General features: G+C 51.3%; 14 protein-coding genes. 4 read left to right on the top strand and 10 right to left on the bottom strand.

Going from position 1 to position 24,776, the window contains the following annotated elements; all coding sequences use genetic code 11:
• Positions 1 to 5: 5 nt before the first annotated feature.
• Positions 6 to 2,570, top strand: coding sequence for an alpha-glucan family phosphorylase (gene glgP, locus BN102_RS06780; protein WP_019208363.1), 2,565 nt, complete (start codon positions 6 to 8; stop codon positions 2,568 to 2,570).
• Between the two features lie 246 nt (positions 2,571 to 2,816).
• On the opposite strand, the gene BN102_RS06775 is transcribed toward glgP, so the two are convergent.
• The 7 genes from BN102_RS06775 to BN102_RS06740 all read right to left on the bottom strand — a co-directional run bounded on the left by BN102_RS06775 (position 2,817) and on the right by BN102_RS06740 (position 12,638).
• Complete coding sequence (locus tag BN102_RS06775) at positions 2,817 to 4,583, bottom strand: SGNH/GDSL hydrolase family protein (RefSeq protein WP_036787576.1); 1,767 nt, start codon at positions 4,581 to 4,583, stop codon at positions 2,817 to 2,819.
• A gap of 27 nt (positions 4,584 to 4,610) precedes the next feature.
• Positions 4,611 to 6,443: an ABC transporter ATP-binding protein gene (locus BN102_RS06770; RefSeq protein WP_019208360.1), complete on the bottom strand. Its 1,833-nt coding sequence runs from the start codon at positions 6,441 to 6,443 to the stop codon at positions 4,611 to 4,613.
• 81 nt (positions 6,444 to 6,524) lie between these two features.
• On the bottom strand, positions 6,525 to 7,763 hold the full coding sequence (locus BN102_RS06765) for an ABC transporter permease (protein WP_019208359.1): 1,239 nt from the start codon (positions 7,761 to 7,763) through the stop codon (positions 6,525 to 6,527).
• Between the two features lie 11 nt (positions 7,764 to 7,774).
• Positions 7,775 to 8,950, bottom strand: coding sequence for an ABC transporter permease (locus BN102_RS06760; RefSeq protein WP_021311241.1), 1,176 nt, complete (start codon positions 8,948 to 8,950; stop codon positions 7,775 to 7,777).
• A gap of 6 nt (positions 8,951 to 8,956) precedes the next feature.
• Complete coding sequence (locus BN102_RS06755; protein ID WP_035455742.1) at positions 8,957 to 9,943, bottom strand: HlyD family secretion protein; 987 nt, start codon at positions 9,941 to 9,943, stop codon at positions 8,957 to 8,959.
• A 6-nt stretch (positions 9,944 to 9,949) separates the two neighbouring features.
• Positions 9,950 to 11,416, bottom strand: a complete 1,467-nt coding sequence (locus BN102_RS06750; protein ID WP_036787571.1) for a TolC family protein — start codon at positions 11,414 to 11,416, stop codon at positions 9,950 to 9,952.
• 352 nt (positions 11,417 to 11,768) lie between these two features.
• On the bottom strand, positions 11,769 to 12,638 hold the full coding sequence (locus tag BN102_RS06740; protein ID WP_019208354.1) for a DUF8429 coiled-coil domain-containing protein: 870 nt from the start codon (positions 12,636 to 12,638) through the stop codon (positions 11,769 to 11,771).
• Between the two features lie 238 nt (positions 12,639 to 12,876).
• Between BN102_RS06740 and BN102_RS06735 the strand changes: the two genes are divergently transcribed.
• The 3 genes from BN102_RS06735 to BN102_RS06725 all read left to right on the top strand — a co-directional run bounded on the left by BN102_RS06735 (position 12,877) and on the right by BN102_RS06725 (position 19,933).
• Positions 12,877 to 14,769: an amidophosphoribosyltransferase gene (locus BN102_RS06735; RefSeq protein WP_019208353.1), complete on the top strand. Its 1,893-nt coding sequence runs from the start codon at positions 12,877 to 12,879 to the stop codon at positions 14,767 to 14,769.
• A gap of 250 nt (positions 14,770 to 15,019) precedes the next feature.
• The gene (locus BN102_RS06730; RefSeq protein ID WP_019208352.1) at positions 15,020 to 18,052 is read left to right on the top strand and encodes a SusC/RagA family TonB-linked outer membrane protein; all 3,033 of its coding nucleotides are present in this window, start codon (positions 15,020 to 15,022) and stop codon (positions 18,050 to 18,052) included.
• Between the two features lie 15 nt (positions 18,053 to 18,067).
• A complete protein-coding gene (locus BN102_RS06725) occupies positions 18,068 to 19,933 on the top strand; it encodes a RagB/SusD family nutrient uptake outer membrane protein (RefSeq protein WP_019208351.1) in 1,866 nt (621 codons plus the stop codon).
• 257 nt (positions 19,934 to 20,190) lie between these two features.
• On the opposite strand, the gene BN102_RS06720 is transcribed toward BN102_RS06725, so the two are convergent.
• From BN102_RS06720 to BN102_RS06710, 3 genes are read right to left on the bottom strand one after another with little or no spacing between them, the layout of a single operon-like run.
• On the bottom strand, positions 20,191 to 21,012 hold the full coding sequence (locus BN102_RS06720; protein WP_019208350.1) for a class I SAM-dependent methyltransferase: 822 nt from the start codon (positions 21,010 to 21,012) through the stop codon (positions 20,191 to 20,193).
• Positions 21,013 to 21,068: 56 nt separating this feature from the next.
• A complete protein-coding gene (locus tag BN102_RS06715; protein WP_019208349.1) occupies positions 21,069 to 22,802 on the bottom strand; it encodes an ABC transporter ATP-binding protein in 1,734 nt (577 codons plus the stop codon).
• An 18-nt stretch (positions 22,803 to 22,820) separates the two neighbouring features.
• A complete protein-coding gene (locus BN102_RS06710) occupies positions 22,821 to 24,599 on the bottom strand; it encodes an ABC transporter ATP-binding protein (RefSeq protein WP_019208348.1) in 1,779 nt (592 codons plus the stop codon).
• Positions 24,600 to 24,776: the final 177 nt, after the last annotated feature.

The raw sequence follows: 24,776 nt of genomic DNA, 5'->3' as shown, positions 1-24,776 counted from the left end.
GCGATATGAAAATCAAAATTAGTAATGCGAATACGCCCGTTTGGCAGTCGGTGGTGGTGAAATCCCACATCCCCGCCGAGCTCGGGAGGTTGGAGGAATTGTCTCGCAACATCTGGTGGGCTTGGAATTATGAAGCTACCGAATTGTTCAGAGATCTCGATCCAGAGCTCTGGAAAGAATCCGACCGCAATCCGGTCGTCCTATTGGAACGGTTGAGTTACGAGAAGCTGCAGGCGTTGGCCGCCGACAAATCGATCTTAAAACGCATAAACGACGTCTATGCCCGGTTCAAGGCCTACATGGATGTGCAGCCGGACAGTTCCCGCCCGTCCGTGGCATACTTCTGCATGGAATACGGACTGACCAACGTCCTGAAAATATATTCAGGTGGTTTGGGAATTTTAGCGGGTGATTATATGAAGGAGGCTTCGGACAGCAACGTGAACATGTGCGGCATCGGCTTCCTCTATCGGTACGGTTACTTTACCCAATCCTTGTCGATGGACGGACAGCAGGTGGCCAATTACGAAGCCCAGAATTTCGGAAGCCTGCCCATCGAACGCGTGAACGATCGGAACGGACAGCCCATGGTCTTGGACGTTCCCTATATGGATTACTTCGTTCACGTCAACGTGTGGAAAGTCAACGTGGGGCGCGTCCCCTTGTATCTGATGGATACCGATAACGACATGAACAGCGAGTACGACCGTCCGATCACCCATCAGCTTTACGGAGGCGATTGGGAGAACCGGTTGAAACAGGAAATACTGCTCGGCATCGGCGGCGTGCTGTTATTGAACAAGTTGGGCATCAAGCAGGATATTTATCATTGCAATGAGGGGCACGCAGCCCTTTGCAACGTCGAGCGTCTGTGCGAATATGTCGAAAGCGGCCTGAATTTCGAGGAAGCGATGGAGGTGGTGCGTTCTTCTTCGCTCTACACCGTCCACACGCCGGTACCTGCAGGCCACGATTACTTCGACGAGGGCTTGTTCGGTAAGTATATGAGCGGTTATCCGCAGCGCATGGGTATCAGCTGGCAGGACTTGATGGATCTGGGCCGCACCAATCCCGGCGATTCGAGCGAACGCTTCTGCATGTCTACTTTCGCCTGCAATACCTCGCAGGAGGTGAACGGCGTCAGCTGGCTGCACGGCAAGGTCTCGCAGCGCATGTTTTCCGGGATATGGAAAGGGTACTTCCCGGAAGAGACCCACGTGGGCTATGTCACCAATGGCGTGCATTTCGAGACGTGGAGCTCGACGGAGTGGAAGAAACTTTACGACCGACACTTCGACCCCTCGTTCTGGCAGGACGAATCGAACGAAAAGATATGGGAAGTAATCTACGAGGTGCCCGACGAAGAGATTTGGGCAACGCGGTGCACCCTGAAAAAGATATTGGTGGATTATATCCGCAAGCAATTCCGGGAAAGTTGGCTGAAGAATCAAGGCGATCCTTCGCGCATCGTGTCGTTGATGGAGAAAATCAATCCGAATGCCTTGCTCATTGGTTTCGCTCGCCGGTTCGCCACCTATAAACGTGCTCATTTGCTGTTTACCGATCTCGACCGTCTGGCCAAGATCGTCAACAATCCCGAACGTCCCGTGCAATTCCTCTTCGCCGGGAAAGCGCATCCGCACGACGGGGCGGGGCAGGGGCTCATCAAGCGCATCGTGGAGATTTCCCGCCGTCCGGAGTTTTTAGGCAAAATCATCTTTCTCGAGAACTACGACATGCGTCTGGCTCGTCGCCTGGTCTCGGGCGTCGACATCTGGATGAACACGCCCACGCGCCCCTTAGAAGCCTCGGGAACCTCGGGTGAGAAAGCTTTGATGAACGGCGTGGTCAATTTTTCCGTGTTAGACGGTTGGTGGTACGAAGGTTATCGAGAGGGAGCCGGCTGGGCCTTGACCGACCGACGTACGTATCAGAATCAGGACCATCAGGACCAACTGGATGCGGCGACCATCTACAGCCTTCTCGAAAACGAAATCGTTCCTCTGTACTATCGACGGAACGAACAAGGATATTCCGAAGAATGGATCAAGACGATCAAGAACTCGATCGCGCAGGTGGCGCCGCACTATACGATGAAGCGTCAGCTGGATGATTATTATGAGAAGTTCTACATCAAGGAGGCTGCCCGCAACCGCGAATTGACAGCGGATCGTTTCGCCAAGGCGAAGGAAATCGCCGCTTGGAAAACCCAGGTCGCCGCCGTGTGGGAGCAAATCCGAATCGTTTCGGCCGAAAAGACGGAAGGCTTCGTGGCGGGTAGCATGGAAACGGGTAAACAGTATGATGTCACCTTCGTCGTCGACGAAAGAGGGTTGGACGATGCCATCGGCATCGAGATGGTCACCACCCGCCAGTTGCACGACGGCACGGAGACGCTCTATGCCGTCGAACCCTTGGAAGTGATACGCCGGGAGGGGAATCTCTTTACGTTCAGAGGAAAAGTCAGCCTGTCGAATTCGGGGAGCTTCAAGATGGCATTTCGCATGTTCCCGAAGAACCCGGCGCTGCCTCATCGGCAGGATTTCTGTTACGTGCGTTGGTTCAATTGACCGTCGGCCGGGGCGAGTACGAAGCAGGGGGAAGGTGCTGGAACCTTTCCCCCCTGCCGCACATTTCGAAAGGGGCGGAATCGCACGATTCTCCGTTTTCGCCGACAACGATGATCTGCAAAGCGGATATGCTTTTTTATAAGGTGAATCTCCGATGAGGATTTCTTTCTGCGCGCACCGACCGATAGCGTTACTTTCTGAAAACAAGGGAGGAGTGAAAAAACGAAGCGGTTGCGTCGGAATAATTTATTCTTTCACGTACGGTTCCAAGTTTTTGGCTTCACGCTCATAACCTTTTGCATTGGGGTGTACCCCGTCTCCAATGAACAGCGATTCTATCAGTTTTCCGTTTTCGTCTAAAAAGCCGGTCGACATGTCCACGTAAGTGACTGCTGTGCTTTGCAATTTTTCTTGCAGCGTTCGATTGATACGGGCAATACGCTGTTCGTGATGCCTTTCCGGCATGATACCCACCTGATAGATCTTGGCGTTCGGTTGCCGCTGCTTGACAGCCCGTATCAGTTGCAACATGCCGTCGACGATTTCCTCATCAGTGTTCAGGGCCACGTTGTTCGCTCCTAAAAGGAGGAAGATCTTTTCGGCTTCGAAATCGTCCAATTCTCCGTGATAGATTCTCCAGAGTCCGTTTTCTATGCGGTCCCATCCGTAACCTTGATTGCGGACGATCTTCCCTTCGAAGAGCTTGTCCCAACTCTTTGCGAACGCTTTCTTTGCTTTTCCTGTTTTTCTGTGATCGTCGCTCCAGAAGTGAGTGATGGAGTTGCCGATCAGTACGATTTGCGGCGCCTGCTCCCTGTTCCGGGCGATTGTCAGGTTGTGGCGCTCTTTCCAGTCGTAGAAGTCGCGCTGTTGGGTGCAGGGCTTGAAAATCGTCCGGTTTTCGTCGTCTTCCCGAAAAATCTCCTGAATCTTTCGGATGTAGGCATCGGCATACTGCCGCATGCCGAGATCGTTGGGGTGGATACCTTCGACCATCGAATCGAAACTGAAATCGAAATCTTCGCGACTGAGGTAATAAACGTCTTTCACCCCTTTGGTCTGCAGCATTTCGTAGGCTTTTCGAAGTTCTTTATTGGTCTGCTCGTCCTGTTCTTTGGCCGTATCCGAACTCTCTCGGTTGGCATAGTTGTGTTCGACCAAAAGGATGGGAGTCTTGTTTTTAGCGCGGAGGATGTCGATCCCTTTCAGCGTGCGATCGCAGATGAGTGGGCGGAGATTCTTGTCGGTCATGTTGGGCAGGCAGTCGATGATATAGAGTTTCGAATCGATCTCCGAGAGATAGCGGAATACCTCTTCTTCGAGCCGTCCGTTTCCCGAGAAGGCCAGATTGATCAGGGGGTGTTCCGTCTCCCGTTCCACGATATTGGTCCAGGCCATTCCCGGTCGGGAAGCGCAGGCCCCTTGAGCGATGGAAGTTCCGTAGACTACGATCGGCTTTTCTTCCGATGAGGGGGTGAAGCGGATGAAGTGCTCTTCGGGCACGCCGATTTCCAGCCACGTCACTTCGTTATAAAGCGGGAGATAGAGGTGGAATTCGTATCCCGAACGAACGGGCGTGCGGAAAGTCAAGTCTTCAAAGTGGTAACCGATGGTATCGCCTCTCCAGTTCCAGTGGAAGCGGTTGGCGCACCAATAGCGTTTCCCGTTGGCATCCGTCGCATAGAGATCCACACCCGAGACGCCGGTCGCCGGCATGTGTACCATCTGCCGATTGCCTGACACTTTGTAGCGAACCTTTATGTCGGTTGCATCGGTGCGAAAAACAATAGAAAGCCCTGCAGACTCTTTAGATAAGTCCCATACATCTTTTCTGACCTCTTTTTCTGCTCGCTCCGGCATCCGGTGATAGGTCGATTTCAATTCAGTTGGCCACCAGCGTCCGTGAACGGTCTTCGCTCCTTGTTCCAAAGGGTTCACCCATTTCGTCTGGGCGGATAGAGGCGACACCCAACAAGCGGTCGCCAGCAAGAAAGGTAAAAGTAACTTTTTCATGTTTCTTCTGTTTTTCAGTATTCGTATTTATTTCATCTGTTGCATGTCGCAGAGTTTTTTATAGTATCCGTTCAATGCGAGCAGTTCTTCATGTTTCCCTCTTTCGACAATTTGTCCTTCATGCAGGACGCATATTTCATCCGCATGGCGGATGGTCGACAGGCGATGGGCGATGGCGATGGTGGTACGGTTTTTCATCAACCTCTCCAGGGCGTCTTGCACCATGCGCTCGCTTTCCGTATCGAGGGCGGAGGTCGCCTCGTCGAGGATGAGTATCGGGGGATTTTTCAGAATGGCTCGGGCGATGCTGATTCGTTGCCGTTGTCCGCCCGAGAGTTTTCCTCCGCGGTCGCCTATCACCGTATCGTAACCGCGTTCACTCGCCATGATGAATTCGTGTGCATTGGCGATCTTGGCGGCTCCGATCACTTGCTGTGCGGTAGCGTTCTCTACGCCGAAGGCGATGTTGTTATAGAACGTGTCGTTGAACAGAATGGCTTCCTGATTTACATTGCCCATCATACTGCGCAATTCGAACAGCGTAGTGTCTTTGATGTCGATGCCGTCGATCAGCACCGTTCCTTCCTGGACGTCATGAAAACGGGGGATCAGATCCACCAGTGTCGATTTGCCGGATCCCGATTGTCCGACCAATGCGATCGTCTTGCCTTTCGGAATGTTCAGGTTGATGTCGCGAAGCACCCATTGGTTCTCGTATTTAAAAGAAACGTGCCGGAACTCGATCCGGTCTGTGAACATACCGATATGAACGGGATGCGGGTTGATCTTTATCTTGTTCTCCGCTTTCAGGATTTTGTCTACCCGTTCCATACTGGCTAATCCCTTGGGGATGTTGTAACTTGCTTTCGAAAATTCTTTCAGCGGGTTGATCAGGCTATAGAGTATGACCAGATAGAAGATGAACGAGGGGGCGGTAATGGTATTGTCGTTGTGTAGGATGAGTATGCCTCCGAACCACAGCACGATGATGATGAGTACCGTACCTAAGAATTCGCTCATGGGGTGTGCCAGTTGTTGGCGCATATTTACTCTTCCTATCGTTCGGCGAAACAGATTGTTGATCTCTAAAAAGCGTTGGCTCATCTTTCGTTCCGCATTGAATGCCTTGATGATGCGAAGTCCTCCCAACGTCTCTTCTACCTGCGACATCAGATCGCTCCATTGTCCCTGAGCTATCAGCGATTTGCGTTTCAACATCTTGCCCACTTGCCCCATGATCCATCCCATAAACGGGAGGACGATCAGCGTGAATAGTGTGAGTTGCCAACTGATGGCGATCAAAGTCCCGAAATAGAAGAGGATCAGGATAGGGTTTTTGAACAGCATGTCGAGCGACGACATGATGCTGTTTTCTATTTCGTTTACGTCGCCGCTCATGCGGGCGATAATGTCGCCTTTTCGTTCTTCCGAGAAAAAGCCGAGCGGCAAGTTGAGAATTTTATCGTACAGTTGGGTGCGTATATCGCGGACGATACCGGTTCGGGTAGGGATCATCGCCGCCGAGGAGAGAAAATAACTTCCGGTTTTAAAGAGGGTCATGACCGCCAGAAACAATCCCAGCAGCAATAGCGTGGTGCTGGCGCCATAAGTGTCGATCAGTTGAGTAATATAATAATAGAAATTGTTGACGGCGATATGTTTCAGGGAAGCCCCCGAGTCCCATGCCATATACGTATAGTTCGCTTCTTGAATCTTAAAGAGAATTTGGAGAATCGGAATGATCGTCATGAAAGAAAAGATGTTCAGTACGGCGGACAGTACGTTGAACAGGATGTTCAATAATAAATATTTCTTGTAAGGCGGAACGAAACGGCGTAGTACCTGTAAAAACTCTTTCATGCTGATGCTTCTATTAGACTGCCAAAGATAAGGAAAAGTGCGGAAAGATGGTTATCCTTTTGCAGAAAATAACAGAGGGAGTTATCTTTTCCTAATCTTTCTCCGCAATTCGATCAGTCGTCTATGAATATGTTTTTTACTGGTAATGATTTGCCAGCGATAAACGATACAGGTCGTGATAAAGTAGCATCCGGCCTGCAGCCATAAAATCTGATACTCCCGCATAACCTCGTTGAACGAAGCTCCCATGTTATTTATCTGCACGAATCCGTTGACACCCCATGTAGAGGGGAAGATCCACGAAACGACTTTCCAAAAGGTGGGGATGGCGGTCGACGGCCACGAAATTCCGGAAATGAAAAGGAGAGGTACGGAAGTACAGACATAGATGATGAAACAAGCTTCGCGGTGATGGATAAAGATGGAGCATGTCATGGCGAAGAAGATGCAGGCTATCAGGTAAGGAAACATGAACACCGCCAACGTCGTCGGTTGAGCGATTTGCACCAGACCGAACATCTTAGGTATCAGACAAAGCATGTAGGCGGTCATGAGTACGTAAACCATCAGGTACGCCGACGATTTTCCCAAGACGATGCGCAAGGTGCCGTGATAGTGGCGGCTCATCGGAATCAGGTCGCGGAAGCGATTGCTTTCTCTGGCTGTTCCGGCGGAGAGTCCGATCCCCAACAGCAACGTCTGTTGAATAATCAACATCAGTACGGCAGGGATGAGAAAACTGGCAAATCCGTTTTGAGGATTGAAGAGAGAGACATCCTCGTATGCCAAAGCGGTAGCACTGACTGCCTCTTCTCTCGCGGTGGTCTTTCCGGCATGTGCTATTTGGATACGGTTGTTCATTTCCAGCGACACGTTGGTCGTGGCCGTGAGCATGGCTTTGTAATACAGCAATCCGGCCATGTTGCAATAGATCGTAACGTAGGTTTGTGCCTCTTTGACGATTTGGTCGCTGAAGTCTTCGGGGATGTAGATGATGCCGTATATGCGGGTATCTTTCATCAGAAGTTTAGCTTCTTCCATATCGCTGCAATAGGAAGTGATCCGGATGTCGGAAGTGGCATCCACTTTCCTTATGAATTCGCGGCTTAACGAAGAGTGACTGCAGTCGACTACGGCGGCCGGGACTTCGCGGACGACCTCGTTGGTATAGATGAAAGCATACAGGATGGGATAGCCTAAGGGCACCAGTATGAAGAAAATCAGGATTCCTTGATCCTTGAAGACGTGCTGCATTTCTTTCCAGAAGACATAGCACGTATCGATAAAACCTTCCGATATTATTTCTCTGAGTTTCTTCATGTCCGAGCTTGCTAAGGAATGTATTTGTATTCGGTGATGATGGTATTCAAATGTTTGATGATAAGGAAAGGCAACAGCATAAACAGCAGTAGCGCTACGACGGAATGCCAGGCATAGATCATCGGATAACCGTTGAGTGCCAAATCGACGTACAGCAGATAGTAATGCCTTAAAGGAAAGATATAGGCCAGGCCCTGGAGGATGGGATGCATGGCCATCGTAGGAAAACTCATTCCGCAAATGGAGAACGAGAGGACTCCCCAAAGGGATGCCACGCTCAATGCCATGCGCATCGTGCCTATTGCGCCGAAAAGGAAAATCCCGAACGCTTGGGAGGCCAACACTAAAAGCAACCCTGTAAAAAGCATCGGGATGATGCCACTGTTACAGGGAAAATGTAGAAATCCGTACAGGTAGGCATTGAACCCCGCAGCCATGATGAAATAAGTAACGGTCTGAGGCAATAATTTCCCCGTAAGGGCTACCGTGATGGAGTTATTGGCCATGCGCATCCATTCTTTCTGCGTTCCTTGCTTCAATTCGCTGCCTATCGTGTAGATGGTAGTCAGGAAAATCAGCAACATCAGTATGCCGGGAATCAACGTATTGCTGAGGTATACGGAGTAGTTCAGCCAAGGGTTGTGGAGCGCATGCGTATCGATGACGATGGGCTGCAAAAGCGCCTGAGCCTGTTCGTCCGTATAACCTTTGGCTCGGAGTGTCGCTCTTCCGATCGCGCCGTTAGCCAATTCCGTCATGGTACGTTGATCTTTGTACAGCAATGAACCGGCGATCAGATAGGAATAATTCATGTAGAAAGAAACTTTGGGTTGCCGACCGGCGAGGGCTTTTTCCGTAGTGCCTTCCGGAATGTAGTAGAAAGCATAGATAGAGCCCTTTTGCATGTCGAGCCGCGCATCGGTGAAGCTCGGATAGCGTTTGGCGATCTTTGTCTGCTGGAAAGCGTCCAGATTGCGGATGATGTTTCGAGTAGTGGCGGTATTGTCTAAATCTACGATGCCCAGAGGCATATCGGTGGGAAGTCCCTTCCCCATTAAGGTGGTGAAGAAGAGATAGCAAAACAGAGGCGCTATGATCATGCTGAACATGTATAGCGGTCTCGTGGCGATGAAGAAGATCTCCCGCTTGGCGATTTGTACTATGCGAACGAGTATCGAAATGCGCATGACGCTTTATTTTTCGATAATGGCGCTCATACCGGGACGCAGTCCTTTTGTTCGTTCGACGGGTACGGCTTTCACCTCGAAAGTCTTCATGTCATACTGTCCTTGCGTTTTTGTCGCTTTCCATGCGGCATAAGTGCCCAGATCCTTCATGTAAGTAATCTTCAGTCGAATCTCTTTTTGGAAAGCGGGGACGAAGGCGTTCACTTCGGCGCCGACTTCGAAGTCTTTTAGAAAATCTTCCCGCACGTTGAAGGTAATCCACATATCGTCCAAGCGAGTGATGTTCATGATCGGCGCGCCCGTTCCGACTAACTCTCCGACTTTGGGAAAGATTTCGGTCACCTCTCCGTCAGCTGCCGCCGTCAAGATCGTTTCGTTCATATAGGAAGCGACTTCTGCCACGGCGCCTTTCGCCCGTTCCACCTGGGCGGCTGCGGCGGCTTTATCTTCTCTTCGAGCGCCGTTTTTAGCCATTTGGTATTGCGAGTCGGCCGCCTTTTCCGTAGCGATCATCGCGTCGTAGTTGGCTTTTGCCTCATCTCTTTTCTGAGCGGACATGACTCCCTGTTGGAATAACCGATCGACGCGGCGATACGATTTCTCTGCGATCTCGAGGCCGGCTTTCGCCTTTTGCCAGAGCTCGTAAGCCGCTTGTAACTGTTCTTCGCGCGTGCCGCGCTGCGCTTTGTCGCTGATGGCCTGGGCGGCGCTTTCGGCAGCGTGTGCCTGCTTTAACTTTGCCATGACCTCGGGTGCTTCCAGGATGACCAACGTGTCGCCGGCTTTCACCTTGTCTCCTTCCCGAACTTTAAGTTCCAGTACACGCGAGGGAACTTTGCTGGATACGCGGTATTCGTCCGCTTCGGCTTGTCCCTGAATGATTTCCGGGCCTTTGCTGAATGTAAAGAAACCGATGAGCGATACGATAACAATGACTGCGGCTAATGCGAGAAATGCGATCAACATATTGTTGATTTGTGATCTTTCTGTCATATCTTTTTAATGATTTAATGTTCCTAACGACTTGCGCAAATAGACGTCCGTCAGCCTGACGTCGATCTGAGCATCTATTTTTTCCGATCGCGCCGACAACCATGCCGTTTGCGCTTCGAGCAGATGGCTTACGGGAATCACTCCTTCGTTGAATCCTACGTTGGCGTAATGGAGATTTTCGTCGGCTTTTTCCAAGTTCTTGATGGCCAGGGCTAATTTTTTGTGGGCTTCGTTGACCTTGAAAGAGGCTTGATTGACTTGCAATGCTACTTTCTCCCTCACGTCGGCTAATTGATAACGGGTAATGCGGGCGTCGGCTTTAGCGGCTTTCACCTTGTAATAACCTTCTCCCCAATTCCAAATGGGTATTTTTACGACGAGGCCCAGGGCCCACGTCCCCCTGAATTTCTTCTCAAAGCCATTCCACAGGGACGGATTGGTGACGAGGTAATTGGCCGACAGGGCAACGGACGGCAGGAAATCGGCGCGGGTGACGTTTACCTTTTGATCGTAGATGCGGGTAGCCAGTTCCAGGCTCTTGAGTTCGCTCCGCCGGCTCCATGCCGTGGAAACGTCGGCTGTCGCCGTGACGGGAGAGAGCGGTAATGTTTCCTCGTGTTCGTCGGTTAGTTGGATTTCTGCGTCCAAAGGGATACCGCAGAGTTGACAGAGGACCATTCTCGAAAGGCTCAGTCCGTCGGATACCTTGGTCAGCGTCATTTCCGCTTCGTTCACTTTTACTTTCACCGTCAGTCCGTCGGCTTTCGTGGCGAGGCCTTCGGCTATCATTTTATCCACGTCGCCGTCCAGGTGTTTGACTAATTCCAGATAGCTGACCGCCAAGTTTTTCTTATGGGCTAACGAGACCACTTGCCAATAGGCTTGGTCGGTGCTTAAAATCAGTTCTTCCGCCCCCGTTTCGTATTGTGTCTTCGTCAGTTGTTCGACGTATTTGGTGATTTTGTGGTAAGCTGCGATCTTGCCTCCCATAAAGATGGGTTGGGTGAGCGAAACGGCTCCGGCATAGCTGTTTCTGGTATCGGTACGGAATGCCTCTGCGAGGCCTTGTCCGATTCTGTTGAGCGAAGTCCCTATGCCGGGCAACAGGGATGATAAGGGTTGGAGCAATTGCGCAATCGCCGGATTCGTTTCGGCCATTTGCCGGAGGGTTTCTTGCAATTTGGTTTGGGTGGCAGTTCCCCATTGACCGAGTGCGTTTTTCTGCTCGTCACTCAAGATAGAAAGTTCTTTATTGGTACGCATGTAGGTGCCGTAGGCGTCGAGCTTGGGGAGGAAATGGGTAAATGCCGCTTTTTTCTGGTAATGAGCGGACGTGATCTTTTCGCCCGCGATGAGCAGATCTTTGTTGTTCTTCATGGCCAACGCCCGACAGCTGTCTAAGTTGAGCACTCTTTGTGCAAAAAGGCCGGTAGAGAGATGGAGGAATAGAACAACAGGCAGAATCTTCTTCATGTCTTGAATGCTATTTGGTGGTTTATTATGGGTTTTGATTGCAAAGATAATACTATTTTGCTTATTCCGCATGCGAACGAAATCAAAAGAAAAGGTAAAACCGACTTTTGGGAAAGAAAAAAGGATAGTCGGAACGGCTCTTCGTCCGCCTCATCGGCATGGAAACCGATTGCGAGCGTTTCGGCTCCTCCGTTTCATGCTTATAAAAAATTGTTAACGTAGGCACGTTAACAATTTTTTTATGCCTACGAAACGGAGGCTTCGTGCCTGCGAAATTTTCGACGCGTGCCTACGCATTATCTTTTCTGCCGTGTACTTCGCCCCGAGGGCGGAGCCCGGAATCCGAACGGGGCTATTGCATGGCAAACGATTGCTGGCCGATCAGGGTTCCTTCCGTAAAGATATAGACCTGGTAGGTTCCTGCCGGCAAATATTCCTCTACGTTCCAGTACACGGTGACGGTCTGTTCTTCGCCCGTGTATTCGATGTATTTTTTGATGGAATAAGCGAGGTTTTTGTTTTCGTAGGGGAACGTTCCCGAATCTTTGGTCAGTACTTCGCGGTCGGGTTTGGTCAGTTGAATATAAACGGTTCGCTCTCCCGTCTTGGCGGTGATGTTCTTGACGATGGTAAAGCTGATGGCGATGCTTTTCACCCTGCTCACTTTCGGCTCGGTTTTCCCCCTTTTATTTTTAGGGGTGACCACGATGGCGGTGGCATCCAGTTGGGAAGCCAGATTTACTTTTTCGTTCAGGTGCTTCTTCTCTTGCGCCAGCGTGCTGATCTGTCGGGTCGCTTCGTGGTATTGGCGTTTTACCTGTTTATTCTCCGTAGTGAGCGCCTCGTTGATCTTGTTCAGAGAATCGATTTGTACGATATAGCTGCGCAGGACGGCGCGTACGGTCTTCAACTCTTTCTTCAATCGCATGATCTCGTTGGCGTCGCTAGTCTTCACCTGCCGAAGTTCTTCGAGCAGTCGCTGGGTTTTCAGTTTTTCTTCTTCTAATTTCTGGCGGATGGAGTCGTTGTTTATCTGCACTTGCAATTCGTCGTATTGGGTGGCGAACGAACTGTACTCGTTCTCCATTTCTTCCTTTTCCACGTCGTAGAGTTGTTGCATCGCTGTGTTGGCTCGCTTTTGGCGGAACGCGTAATAGGATACGCCTCCGAGGATGAGCAGCAGCCATAGGATGACACCGGTCAATTTCTTACTTTTATCCATCGTTTTCTTTCGTTTGACAAGGCAAAATTACAACTTTTCCGATGGAAAAAGCGTGATAATCCTTTTGTTTTTCATAATTCAAGTTAAAGGGAGATCGATGGGCGGGAGTGCTTTTCCCTCGGGTGGCTGTAAATCTGCTCACAGCCGCTGATCTTTATTCCTTGCTAAAAAATCTGGTCGACGATGACGATTGTTTTCTCGATCTGTCGTATCTTTACGCAGAAAAATAGCAAGATCGATGGAACCTTTAAAGCATGAATGCGGCGTAGCGCTTATTCGCCTGCTGAAACCCTTGGAGCATTACCAGGAGAAGTACGGCACCTGGATGTACGGACTCAACAAGCTGTATCTGTTGATGGAAAAGCAGCACAACCGCGGGCAGGAAGGAGCCGGCCTCGCCTGCGTGAAGATGAACGCGACGCCTGGAGAAGAATTCATGTTTCGGGAACGCGCGCCGGGTTCCGACGCCATTACCGAGATTTTCAACAGGGTGAACGATGCTTTGAAGGAGCCGACCGGCGAAGCGATTCGGGATGCCGCGTACGCCGGGCGCTGCCTGCCCTTTGCCGGAGAGCTTTATCTGGGGCATCTGCGCTATTCGACCACGGGAAAGAAAGGGAATTCGTATCTGCATCCGTTATTGCGTCGCGACAGTTGGCTGGCGAAGAACATCGCTTTGTGCGGTAACTTCAATCTGACCAATGTGGACGAAATCTTCGAAAAAATAACCTCGCAAGGCATGAGCCCGCGCATCTGTTCCGATACGTACCTGATGCTGGAGCAGGTGAGCCATCGGTTGGACATGGAGTCCGAACGGCTTTTCAGGGAAAGCAAGGAGAACGGACTCGCGGGAACGGCGGTTACAAGGTATATCGAAGATCACATCGATATGGCCAACGTACTTAAGACGAGCAGCAAGGATTGGGACGGCGGTTATGTGGTCTGCGGAATCACCGGCAGCGGAGAGGCTTTTGCCGTACGCGATCCCTGGGGCATTCGCCCGGCGTTTTGGTACATGGACGACGAGCTGATGGTGGTGGCCAGCGAGAGACCCGTCATTCAAACGGCCCTCAATGTATCGTTCGAACGGGTGAACGAACTGCGGCCGGGCGAGTCGATCCTGATCAACAAGGCGGGGAAGATGCGTCTGGTGCAGATCAATCGGCCCGAAGAACGAAGAGCCTGCTCTTTCGAACGGATCTACTTCAGTCGAGGCAGCGATATCGATATTTATCGCGAACGGAAAAAATTGGGCGAGAAATTAGTCGAACCGGTGCTGAAAGCCATCGATTACGATATTCGGCATACGGTATTCTCGTTCATCCCGAATACGGCCGAAGTGGCTTTCTACGGTATGCTGGAAGGTTTCGACAACTATCTTAACCGATTGAAGATACGACAGATCGAAACGCTCTCGCGAGAGCAGCGCCTGTTCGAGCACGAAACGCTGGAACAGATTCTCTCCCTGCGTATCCGAAGCGAAAAGGTGGCCATCAAGGATATCAAATTGCGCACGTTCATTGCGGAAGGAAAAAGCCGGAACGACTTGGCCGCACACGTTTACGACATCACTTACGGAAGCCTGGTTCCCTACGTAGACAATTTGGTGATCATCGACGACAGCATCGTGCGCGGTACCACCCTGAAGCAGAGCATTATTCGTATCCTCGACCGATTGCATCCGAAAAAGATCGTGATCGTTTCTTCCTCCCCGCAAGTCCGTTACCCCGACTATTACGGCATCGATATGTCGAGCATGGATCAGTTCATCGCCTTTAAAGCCGCTATCGAACTGTTGAAGGAACGCGAGATGAAGGACGTAATTTCGCGGACTTATGAAAAAGCTAAAATGCAAGACGCTTCGAAAGACGCCGCGAGAGTGAACCATGTGAAAGAGATCTATGCGCCTTTTACGCCCGAAGAGATATCGGAAAAAATGGTGGAACTGCTCGCTGCCGATCAGATTCAGGCGAAAGTGGAGATCGTGTTTCAAACTTTGGAAGGACTTCGCGAAGCTTGTCCGAATCATTCGGGCGACTGGTATTTCAGCGGAGATTATCCCACTCCCGGAGGCGTCAGATTGGTCAACAGCGCCTTCATCGAGTATGTGGAGCGATATTATCAGTTCTGACTGCCAAACAACTTAATCGTATCCTTTTCCCTCGTTTACCGTCTTGGAATAACAGACGGCTTTTGATCGTGCCGCTTTAATCAATACGTAATTTTTATGCCTATGGAAAAGTGAAGAAAATGAAGTGTTAGCTTAGCCGACCAAAGTCTTTCGATTCGGCTGGTCAGCGTTCTCCCGCCGGGAGATGCCTTGTCCCTCTCATCCGAGAGGTTCGAAAATGTAAATCAATAACTATTAAATCTGTAAAAGTATGAAGAAAACAAAAAACAGCGTGTTTCATTTGAATCCTTCCCATTTGAAAGGAAGTTTCCTCGTGGCGAAGTTCATGTTCTTTCTGATGACGGGAGGAAGCGTACAGGCCTTTGGTAACGGGAATTATGCAGATGGGAAGAATGTACCCGTCGAGATGCTCCAACAACAGGAGAGGCGCGTTACCGGTAAAGTCGTCGATGCGTCGGGCGAACCCGTTATCGGCGCAAATGTTGTCGTTAAAGGTACTGCCACCGGCACTATTACAGATATGGACGGAAACTTTGTGCTCGACCATGTTCTCCCCAATGCGGTGATACAAATATCTTACATCGGTTATAAGTCGCAGGACATTGCATGGAAAGGGCAAACTACCCTTCGCGTGACGATGGCCGAAGATTCGGAGAGCCTGCAGGAAGTCATCGTGGTAGGTTACGGTACTTCCGTGAAGAAGGATTTAACTACGGCCGTAACCAATGTAAAGAACAAAGATTTCCTGCAAGGCGCATCCAATGATCCCATGCAGATGATTGACGGGAAGGTGGCCGGCGTGACGATCAACAGCACTGCCGCTGCCGACCCGAACTCCGATTCGAATATTCAGGTGCGGGGAGCAGGTTCGTTGAATGCGGGCAATAAACCGTTGATCGTCATCGACGGCATGCCGGGCGGCGACCTTCGCAACCTTACGCAACAGGATATCGAATCCATTACGGTATTGAAGGACGGTTCTGCCGCTGCGATTTACGGCTCGCGCGGAGCGAACGGCGTCATCCTCGTCACTACGAAATCGGGAAAACCGGGCAGAACTTCTATCACGTACGACGGTTATGCCGAACATGACTTTATCGCCAGTCGTCCGGACATCTTGGATGCCAAGACCTATATGGAAAAAGTGAATGGGGCTGTCGATCACGGTTCGGTCACCGACTGGTACGATGCCCTATTGAACAAGGATAATTTCGGACATAATCATCATGTTTCCGTTTCGGGCGGCAGTGAGACATCCGTTTTCCGCATCTCGACCAACTATCGGAAGAAAGAATCCATGGACATCGTGACAGATCGCGAAGAATACGGCATCCGTGCGAACTTTAAGCATACTACGTTGGAAGGTTTGCTGGAGTTCGGAGGAAATTTGAATTACCGCATTGCCGATACGAACGAGAATCCTGATTATCGTGCCTTCCAAATGGCTCTTCAGCAGAATCCGACGTATGCGGTCGATTCGGAAGAAATGGGATACGATCATTATAACTTCAATCCGGTAACCAGTCTGAGAAATCATTCCAAGTCGAGCCGGCACGAATATTCGATCGTCGATTTGAACATCAAACTGAACCTCTTGGATCGGTTGAATACGGAATTGAAGTTAGGGCGTCAGTATCATGGGCAAAAGCAAAAAGAATATTACAATAAGTATTCGCGCGATTGTATCGTAAATAAATACAACGGCCGGGCGATAATCAAACAAGTTGACGATGTCGATTGGACGCTGGAATGGACCGGTAACTATAACTTCAGGATCGACAGACACGATTTCAAGCTCATGGCGGGATATTCCTATCAGGAATTCGATCACGAAGAGTTCAGTGCAGAGAATCGCAACTTCCCCACAGATGTATTCGAGACGAATAACCTGGATGCCGGCGATTACATGAAAGTACAAGGACGTAACGGAATGAATTCGGATAAAAGCCAGGAAAAGACGATTGCGTTCCTCGGTCGATTGAATTACAATTTCGACGATCTCGTTCTGTTTACCGGTTCTTTGCGATATGAAGGGAATTCCAAGTTCGGAGAAGATAATAAATGGGGATTCTTTCCGGCTGCTTCCGCCGCGTTCCGTCTTTCCAGACTTTCCGCCTTCGAAGACAGCCGTACTGTAAACGATTTGAAAGTCCGCTTCTCCTACGGCGTTACCGGTCGTTCCGGTTTCAATAGATATACTTCTTTGGCCAAGTATACAGGATATGGAATGTATTGGAGCGATATTTTCGGGAAGTTCATCATGGGCTACGGTCCGGGGAATAATCCGAATGTCGATTTGAAATGGGAAAAACAGATCTCCTATAACGTAGGGCTCGATTATACGCTGTTCGGTTCCCGCTTGTCGGGAAGTGCGGACTTCTTCGTTCGCGAAGGGCGCGATTTGATCAGCGATTATGCCGTTCCTTTGCCGCCCTATTTGCATTCTTCCATCACGACGAACGTAGGCACTACGCAGTCTAAAGGTTTCGAGCTGTCTTTGAATTGGGATGCGGTCAAGACGCGCGATTTCGCTTATTCCACCAATTTGGTTTTATCCTATATGAAGACCAAACTGAAATCGTTCTCGAACGATAAGTACAAACTGTCGTATATCGAAGGCAGCGGCTTCCCCTCTCCCGGAAATCCCGGTTCGGCGCAGCGTTTGCAGGACGGTTCTGAGATCGGGATATTCTATATGGCCCGCTATGCAGGCGTGGACGAGAACGGCAACATCCTGGTCTGGGAGAAGGGAGAAGTAGGTGGGACGAAGAAACTCGGTTCGGATATCAATGAGAATGACAAGGTGTATTTAAAGCATTCCGGTGTCCCAAAGTGGGAGCTTGCATGGGGTAATACCTTTACGTATAAAGCTTTCGACCTGTCTTTGTTCTTCCGCGGGAGATTCGATTATAAAATTATGAACCAGTATGAAATGTACTACGGCTTACAGGTCATTTCGGGCGATAATAAGTTGAAGTCGGCCTATGGGAAGAACAATCACATAAAAGGAGCTAAGGTGATTTGCGATTATGACGGTTTCCTGCAGAATGGCGATTATATTCGTTTAGACAATATCACGCTGGGTTGGAACCCCAAGCTTAGCACCCGATGGATTTCGAACCTGAGGATATACGCTTCGATGAAGAATGTATTTACGATCACGGATTATACGGGGCTCGACGTGACGAATGTCAATACGAACGGTATTTGGCCGGGTATCGGCGGTATGGAGGTTTATCCTGTCGCAAGGAATTTGACGTTGGGCGTACAAATTACTTATTAACTAAAATATGAACGTATGAAAAGAATGAATATATTATCGACGGCCTTGGGGATGATGATCGTGGCACTGTCTGCCTGTACCGATCTGGACGAAACCTTGTATTCTCAATTGGCGAAGAGCAATTACTATGTAGATCAGCAATCGGTCGAAGCGGCCGTGCTGCGTGCTCATGAGCACGGGGACAACGTCACGTGGCGTGGCTCTATCATGCTGTTGGAAGAATTGACGGCCGACCAGTTCGTTTGGACTCAAAAAGGGCGTCACGGTTACGATGACGGTCAGTGGGACCGTTTGCACAGACATACATGGAACTATATTCAAGGAGATGTGAACGGCGCATGGGAAGGCGCTTTTCAGGGGCTTTCGCAGGCAAACGTCGTGTTGCGCGATTTCAATAACGTAGACTTTAAGGCTATCGGCGTCTCGGAAGCGCAGGAGAAAGGGTATAAGGCCGAGTTGCGTGTCTTGCGGGCATGGTATTACATCTTCCTGCTCAACGATTTCCGTCATGTGCCCATCGCTACCGAGCGAACCGGTGAAACGGAATTGGTTCCGCAGGCGACGGGAAAGGAAGTGTTCGATTTCATCGAATCGGAACTGAAAGCCGCCATTCCCGATTTACCGAAGGAGAAACGTTTGTCGCGATGGACACAAGGTCCTGCGGCGGGACTGCTCGTGCGACTCTATCTGAATGCGAAAACGTGGATCGGCGAAGACCGGTATGCCGATTGCAAGCGGGTATGTGAGGATATCCTCGGTGGCGTCTACGGAGCCTATCACTTGGATCCCGATTATCGCGGCCCTTTCTCTTCGGGTATCGACGGGTATGAATCTCCTGAGAATTTGTTTGAGTTTAAACATCAGTATGGGCAATTGCAGCAATATACGTGGTGGAATCATGCTTCGCATTATGCCGCTAATAAATACATCGGCGCCAGCGGTGGCGGATGGAACGGCATCTTGTTGCAACCCTCGCGCGACTTGCAGGGCAACGTTTACCACTTTGAAAGCGGATTGGGCACGCCGTACGAGAATTACGCCGAGAGCGATTATCGCCGTCAGCCCTTCCGCGTCCATGCTCCGGATGCTAAAGGTTTCCGTTACGACGGGTATTTCATAAAGGGGCTGATGCGTTCGGTCAACGGTTCGGGCGACGGGTATATCGACTATAGGAAGGACGATTTGAACAGTGCCTCGAATGTCAATGGACAGGAGGAGTGGAGCGGTTCTCCGTTGGTCTTTGTCGACCAAGTGGGGCGGTTTTCCGAAGATCCGGCTGTCAAGGCCATGAGTCAGGCTCAACGGGCGGATTTGTTGATGGAGGTGGCCGATCGTGGTTGTTTTATCACCCATGCTCCGGAGGTAACGGGGAAGGGAGAAGATCATCCCGAGGATAAAGGTTCTAACGTGTTCTTGGGGGAGGAAAACTCCGGAATCCGCCTCAATAAATTCCCTTATCTGCCCGAGGTGACAGGGCAATTCCGTTCACAATGCACTCCTGAAATTCGTTTGGCTGAAATTTATTATTCGTTGGCCGAATGTTATTATCGCGAAGGAAATATTGCGAAGGCGGCAGCATTGCTCGATGCCGTGCGCAAGCGGAATTTCCCCGAGTCGGACTGGGTGAACCAGAGTTATGCGCAGCATTCGGAAAGGCTGACGGATATCGAGTTCATTAAGGAGTGGGGACGTGAATTTATCGGCGAACGGCGTCGACGTACCGACCTCGTACGTTGGGGGATGTTCGGCAAGGCTTGGTGGGCTAAACAGGATGATGCCAACTTGACGGACGGTAAGGAAAGAACTTATTTCCCCATCCCGCAACGACAGTTGAATGCCAATCCCGAGTTAAAGCAAACCACTCCCGGATGGGAAAACTGATGAATAAGGCCTTTCAACACCCGTTGCCGGAGTGAAGGTTTGAAGTTTACCAAGTTCTGCCGAGTTATAGTTTCCTAATTTAGGTTTACTTCTCGAGTCTTATCCCTTTCAGGGGTCGACCGAAGGGCGTAGCCCGGAAGGAGACCCCTGAAAAAGGGTAGGAGTAAACTGTTTTTAGTGATATCCGGTTTCCGGTAATTGCTTATGATTTCCTTGGAGAGTTTGATCTTTTATTCCTATTCCGTGATGCGGTTGCGTCACCCGATGCGCAGTCTGACCACCCGCTGGTTGAAACGCCGGTAGAACCAGGGAATATGATAGAATATTCTGAAGAGGAACGGAAAACGACCTTTGTCGTAATCGCTCAAATAGTATTCTTTTTCGACGCGCAGCTTGGGATTCCAGATCTCCATTTCTTTCGTGTCGAGCAGCGACCACTTGAATTCCGCCTTCCCGTCGACTTTCGACAGCGAGTCGTGCCGTTTGGAACGGCCAACTGCGATGTAGACGAGCATGTCGAAAAGCACGGTCGCATTGTCGAAACGCCTGCAGATCTCGTTGAAAAAAGCCTTTATCTGCTCCGGCTCGAAATACATCAATACGCCCTCGATGATAATGAGTACGGGCTTTCCGTGCGATTTCACGGTATCGGTCCACCCGTAATCGAACATCGACGAAGCGATGTAAGAGTTGCGCCCGCTCTCGGACAAGAGTTTCCGCCTCAAGGCGATCGCTTCCTCCAAATCCAGGTCGTACCAATGGGTTATCTCCGGCCGCTGCAACCGCTCGTAGCGGGCATCGATGCCGGCTCCCAACTGGATGGCCACGGCATCGGGATGCTCGGCGAAGAACGCTTTGATTTCGCTGTCGATAAGGCTTGCCCTGACGCAGCAACCCGACTGTGAAAAAGATGCTTTCTTAAACTTGGAGAAATCGTAATCGATTTTCCGTATAATTTCCTGTGCCTTTTCGTCCCGGAGCAAAGCGTCCGAGCGCTTCGTCTCCTCCGCCCTCGCCCATAACGTAATCAGCATCGTCTCGGGCACATCGGTCAGTTTGTTTTTAATTTTATCGTTCATTATGTTATATAAGTGCTTAAATGCTCATTATAGTTTGCTTGATGGAGCAGCGTGTATTAGTTCGCCGACCTCTCCAACATCTTTCGATAGACTTCTGAGCTCTCTTGCAACTCTTTGTCCGTCCCGATCGCTTCCACCCGGCCTTCGTTGAGGAGCACGATTTTGTCGGTTCCCCTTATCGTGCGCATCCGGTGAGCGATGATGACGACCGTTTTCTCTCTGATCAGAGCGGAGAGCGCTTCTTGTATCAGGCTCTCGTTTTCCACGTCGAGCGAAGCGGTGGCTTCGTCCATCAGAATGACGGGAGCGTCTTTCAGTATGGCGCGAGCGATGGAGATGCGCTGACGCTCGCCGCCCGACAGCCGTTCGCCGTTCTCGCCGATAACGGTATCCATACCTTCCGGCATACGGGAGATGAATTCGTCGCAACGGGCAATGTGGGCGGCGCGGGCGATCTCTTCGTCGGTCGCCCCCATCTTGCCGATGCGGATGTTGTCTCGGACAGTGGCGTTGAAGAGTACCACGTCCTGAAAGACGATGGCGTAGTTCTTCAAGAGCGTTTCAGGATCTATCCGACCGATGTCCTCGCCACCGAGCAGGATACGCCCTTTCCGGACGTCCCAGAACCGTGCCGCCAGTTTGGCCAGCGTGGTCTTCCCGCTGCCCGAAGGTCCGATCAGCGCGGTGACCTCGCCCTGCTTGGCCGTGAAGCTCACGTCTCGGAGCACCTGCTTGCCGGTTTCGTAGGCAAAGTCCACATGCTCGAACACGATGTCGTAGCCATCATTATTGCATTCCTCTCTCCCTTGTTGGGCGGGCATCTCTTCCATTTCGCGCATACGACCGATGCGCACGTCGAGGATAGTGAGCGCAGCGATGTTGTTAAACACGTCCATAATAGGGTTGTAGATGCTTGCCGCCACCATCAGGAAGATCAGGTAGGTGAACATCGTTGTGCTGCCCGTGGAGAGCAGATACGCCCCGGCGAGGATTACCGTCGCTAGGCCGAGTTTCAGGATGGAGTAGGAACTGCCTATGAGCCTCGCTCCGAGTAACTCCCCGTATCGCAGGCTCTCTTCGTAGACGTCGAGTTGTTCGTCCAACTGTTCGTTGTACTTATCCTCGCCGTTGTACGCCTTTATCTCCTGTATGCATTCCAGGCCCTCCTGTATCCGTTCGGTGACACCTCTCTTCACGTAGTAAAAGTCCCGGTTCGCCTTATCCAGCAGTTGCTTCGCATAAAGCACCACCGCCGCAGCTACCGGCACCACCCAGAACAGCGCCAAGGAGAGTCTCCAATCGTAGAGGAACAGACCCGCGGCCACCAACACGATGCTGCCGACGGAGGCGAACAGTTGGGGCACGGCGTGCGAGAAAAGCATCTCTATCATATTGTTGTCTTCCATCACGGTAGACGTGAGATCCGACAGGTTTTTCTCGCCGAAGAACGACAGGGGGAGCCTGCGCAGCTTCTCCGCGAGGGCTATGCGGCGGTTGGCGCTCTCCACGTACACGTTGGTATAGGTGTTCTTGTACTGGAACATGGCAACGACATAGATAATCGCCATGAACGCCGCGGCCGTCAATGCATAAAACCAAAACCCGTTGGCGGGGATGCTCCCGGGGCGAACGACCGGCTGCAAGTAATCCGTGAGGAACAGGAAAATAAACATCACGGGCAGCATCAAGGTCAGGTTCAGCAAGAGCGAGGCGAAGATTCCGCCGACGAATGACTGCGCCCCCTTTTCCGACAGCGCGAAACGTTTCTGAAAATATTTACAGCTATTCATAGATTCATTCCTTTCTTACTACACCGTCCAAGTCACGGCCTTTCTATACTCTTCCCACATAGACTTGTACAGGCCGCCGAGGGCAAGCAGCTCCTCGTGCGTCCCCTGCTCAGCAATCCTGCCCTTGTCGACGACGAGGATGCGATCCACGTCGCGGACGCTCGTCAGGCGGTGGGCGATCATCAGCGACGTCTTGCCTCTCATCAGTTCGCGCAAGGCCCGCTGTATCAAGTGTTCGTTCTCCGGGTCGGCGAAAGCGGTGGCTTCGTCGAGCACCACGATCGGGGCATCTTTCAGAAAGGCGCGCGCCAGTGCGATGCGTTGCTGTTCGCCGCCCGACAGATAGGTTCCGCCAGCTCCGATCTTCGTGTCCAAGCCTCGGGGCAGTCGGTCGATAATCTCGCGACTCTGCGAGCGATCCACGGCCCTTTGCACCTCTTCGTCGCTCGCTTCCGGACGACCGTAACGGATATTGTCCCGAATGGACATTCCGAACAGTCGGGTATGCTGGAATCCGAAGGCGATGCGATTCATCAGTTCTTCCTTGGCGATGCTTCTCACGTCCGCCCCTCCGATTCTCACGCAGCCTTCCCCTACATCCCAAAAACGGGGAATCAGGCGAGCGATGGTCGTCTTGCCTCCGCCCGAGGCGCCCACCAACGCATAGGTCTTTCCTTCGGGAATGGAGAAACTCACGTCGGCTACGACCTGCTGCGCGGCACCGGGATAGGCGAACGAGACATGCTCGAATGCGATGCCGTTGCCGGTCATTTTCTCCGTGCGACTTACCGGCAAGGGCTCTGCGCCGTCGGTCAGATGCTCCACCCTGTCCACGGCTTGACTCGCCAGGAACAGGTCGTGTTGCATATACATCACCTTCATCACCCCCGTGGCCATCACGGGCGTAATCAGTACGTAGAGGAACAGGTCGGAGACGACGCCCGCATGATCGCCCGACCGGCCGATCATCAGTACGGCGGCGGGAACGAGGAAGAAAGCGAAGCCGTGTATCATCGCGATGTAGACCGACATCGGCCTTTGCATGCCTAAGGTATATTTCGTGACGAGATCTCGATAGGTGATGATGCTGTCGTAGAACCGCTTGAACGAAAAGACCGTCTGCTGAAATACTTTCACTACGGGTATGCCGCGGACGTATTCCACCGCTTCGCCGGCCATTCGCTCCTGTGCATCCAAATAGGTGCGCTGGAAGTTTCGCTGCTTAGGGCTTGCAGTCAGTCCCATCATCGTGAAGGCCGCTGCGAGCGGTATCATACACGCCAGCCCGAGCTGCCAATTGAAGACGAAGGCGAGCACGGCGACCGCGACGGGCGAAACGATGCTCCCGGCCAGGTCGGGCAGGAGATGAGCCACGAATGTATGCGTCTCCGATGCGTTCTCGTCGATGATCTTGCGCATGTTCCCGCTTTCGTTTCGCTCGAAGAATCCGAGCGGTAGCCGCATCAGCTTCTTCATCGCCTCCCTCCGCATGTTGGTCTCCACGCTGAAGGCGGCAAGGTGGGAGAGCATGCTCGCCCCGAAATAAATCGCGACGCCGGCCACGGCCGTACCTGCCGCCCACCACGCATAAGCATTCACCGGCGTCCCCGCAGCGATACCTCCCGTGCTCAACAGTGTCCTGACGATCAGCCAGACGAAAACGAAAGGCAGGAGGAGCAGCAAAGCGCTCGCCCCCGATAAGGTCATCGCTATCGGCAGCAGCAGCCTGCGTCTTCCCATATACGCCTGAAGCCGTCTCAGCACGGACTCCTTTTTCTTCTTTTTCGGATTGCTCATATCTTTCTTCGTTTAATCGTTCGAACCGGTTATTTTTCGGTTTTGCAAAGATATCTGCATCTCTGCCCGCGCGCAATCCCTAAAAATAGTGATTTTTAGTGGTAATTATCCCGTTTTTCAATCCTATCGCGACTCTTGTCTGATACGTCGTGAAGACAGTCTCTGGCGCAACAGAAA

The sequence above is a fragment of the Phocaeicola abscessus CCUG 55929 genome (genome assembly GCF_000312445.1).
Taxonomy (GTDB): domain Bacteria; phylum Bacteroidota; class Bacteroidia; order Bacteroidales; family Bacteroidaceae; genus Phocaeicola; species Phocaeicola abscessus.
This window is presented reverse-complemented; position numbering and strand designations above follow the sequence as displayed.

What these genes read in the sequence shown, in the direction of transcription:
- BN102_RS06760 (WP_021311241.1), bottom strand. Translation starts at nt 8,950, where the DNA reads ATGCGCATTTCGATACTCGTTCGCATAGTACAAATCGCCAAGCGGGAG.
- BN102_RS06765 (WP_019208359.1), bottom strand. Translation starts at nt 7,763, where the DNA reads ATGAAGAAACTCAGAGAAATAATATCGGAAGGTTTTATCGATACGTGC.
- BN102_RS06770 (WP_019208360.1), bottom strand. Translation starts at nt 6,443, where the DNA reads ATGAAAGAGTTTTTACAGGTACTACGCCGTTTCGTTCCGCCTTACAAG.
- glgP (WP_019208363.1), top strand. Translation starts at nt 6, where the DNA reads ATGAAAATCAAAATTAGTAATGCGAATACGCCCGTTTGGCAGTCGGTG.
- BN102_RS06730 (WP_019208352.1), top strand. Translation starts at nt 15,020, where the DNA reads ATGAAGAAAACAAAAAACAGCGTGTTTCATTTGAATCCTTCCCATTTG.
- BN102_RS06725 (WP_019208351.1), top strand. Translation starts at nt 18,068, where the DNA reads ATGAAAAGAATGAATATATTATCGACGGCCTTGGGGATGATGATCGTG.
- BN102_RS06740 (WP_019208354.1), bottom strand. Translation starts at nt 12,638, where the DNA reads ATGGATAAAAGTAAGAAATTGACCGGTGTCATCCTATGGCTGCTGCTC.
- BN102_RS06775 (WP_036787576.1), bottom strand. Translation starts at nt 4,583, where the DNA reads ATGAAAAAGTTACTTTTACCTTTCTTGCTGGCGACCGCTTGTTGGGTG.
- BN102_RS06720 (WP_019208350.1), bottom strand. Translation starts at nt 21,012, where the DNA reads ATGAACGATAAAATTAAAAACAAACTGACCGATGTGCCCGAGACGATG.
- BN102_RS06750 (WP_036787571.1), bottom strand. Translation starts at nt 11,416, where the DNA reads ATGAAGAAGATTCTGCCTGTTGTTCTATTCCTCCATCTCTCTACCGGC.
- BN102_RS06755 (WP_035455742.1), bottom strand. Translation starts at nt 9,943, where the DNA reads ATGACAGAAAGATCACAAATCAACAATATGTTGATCGCATTTCTCGCA.
- BN102_RS06715 (WP_019208349.1), bottom strand. Translation starts at nt 22,802, where the DNA reads ATGAATAGCTGTAAATATTTTCAGAAACGTTTCGCGCTGTCGGAAAAG.
- BN102_RS06735 (WP_019208353.1), top strand. Translation starts at nt 12,877, where the DNA reads ATGGAACCTTTAAAGCATGAATGCGGCGTAGCGCTTATTCGCCTGCTG.
- BN102_RS06710 (WP_019208348.1), bottom strand. Translation starts at nt 24,599, where the DNA reads ATGAGCAATCCGAAAAAGAAGAAAAAGGAGTCCGTGCTGAGACGGCTT.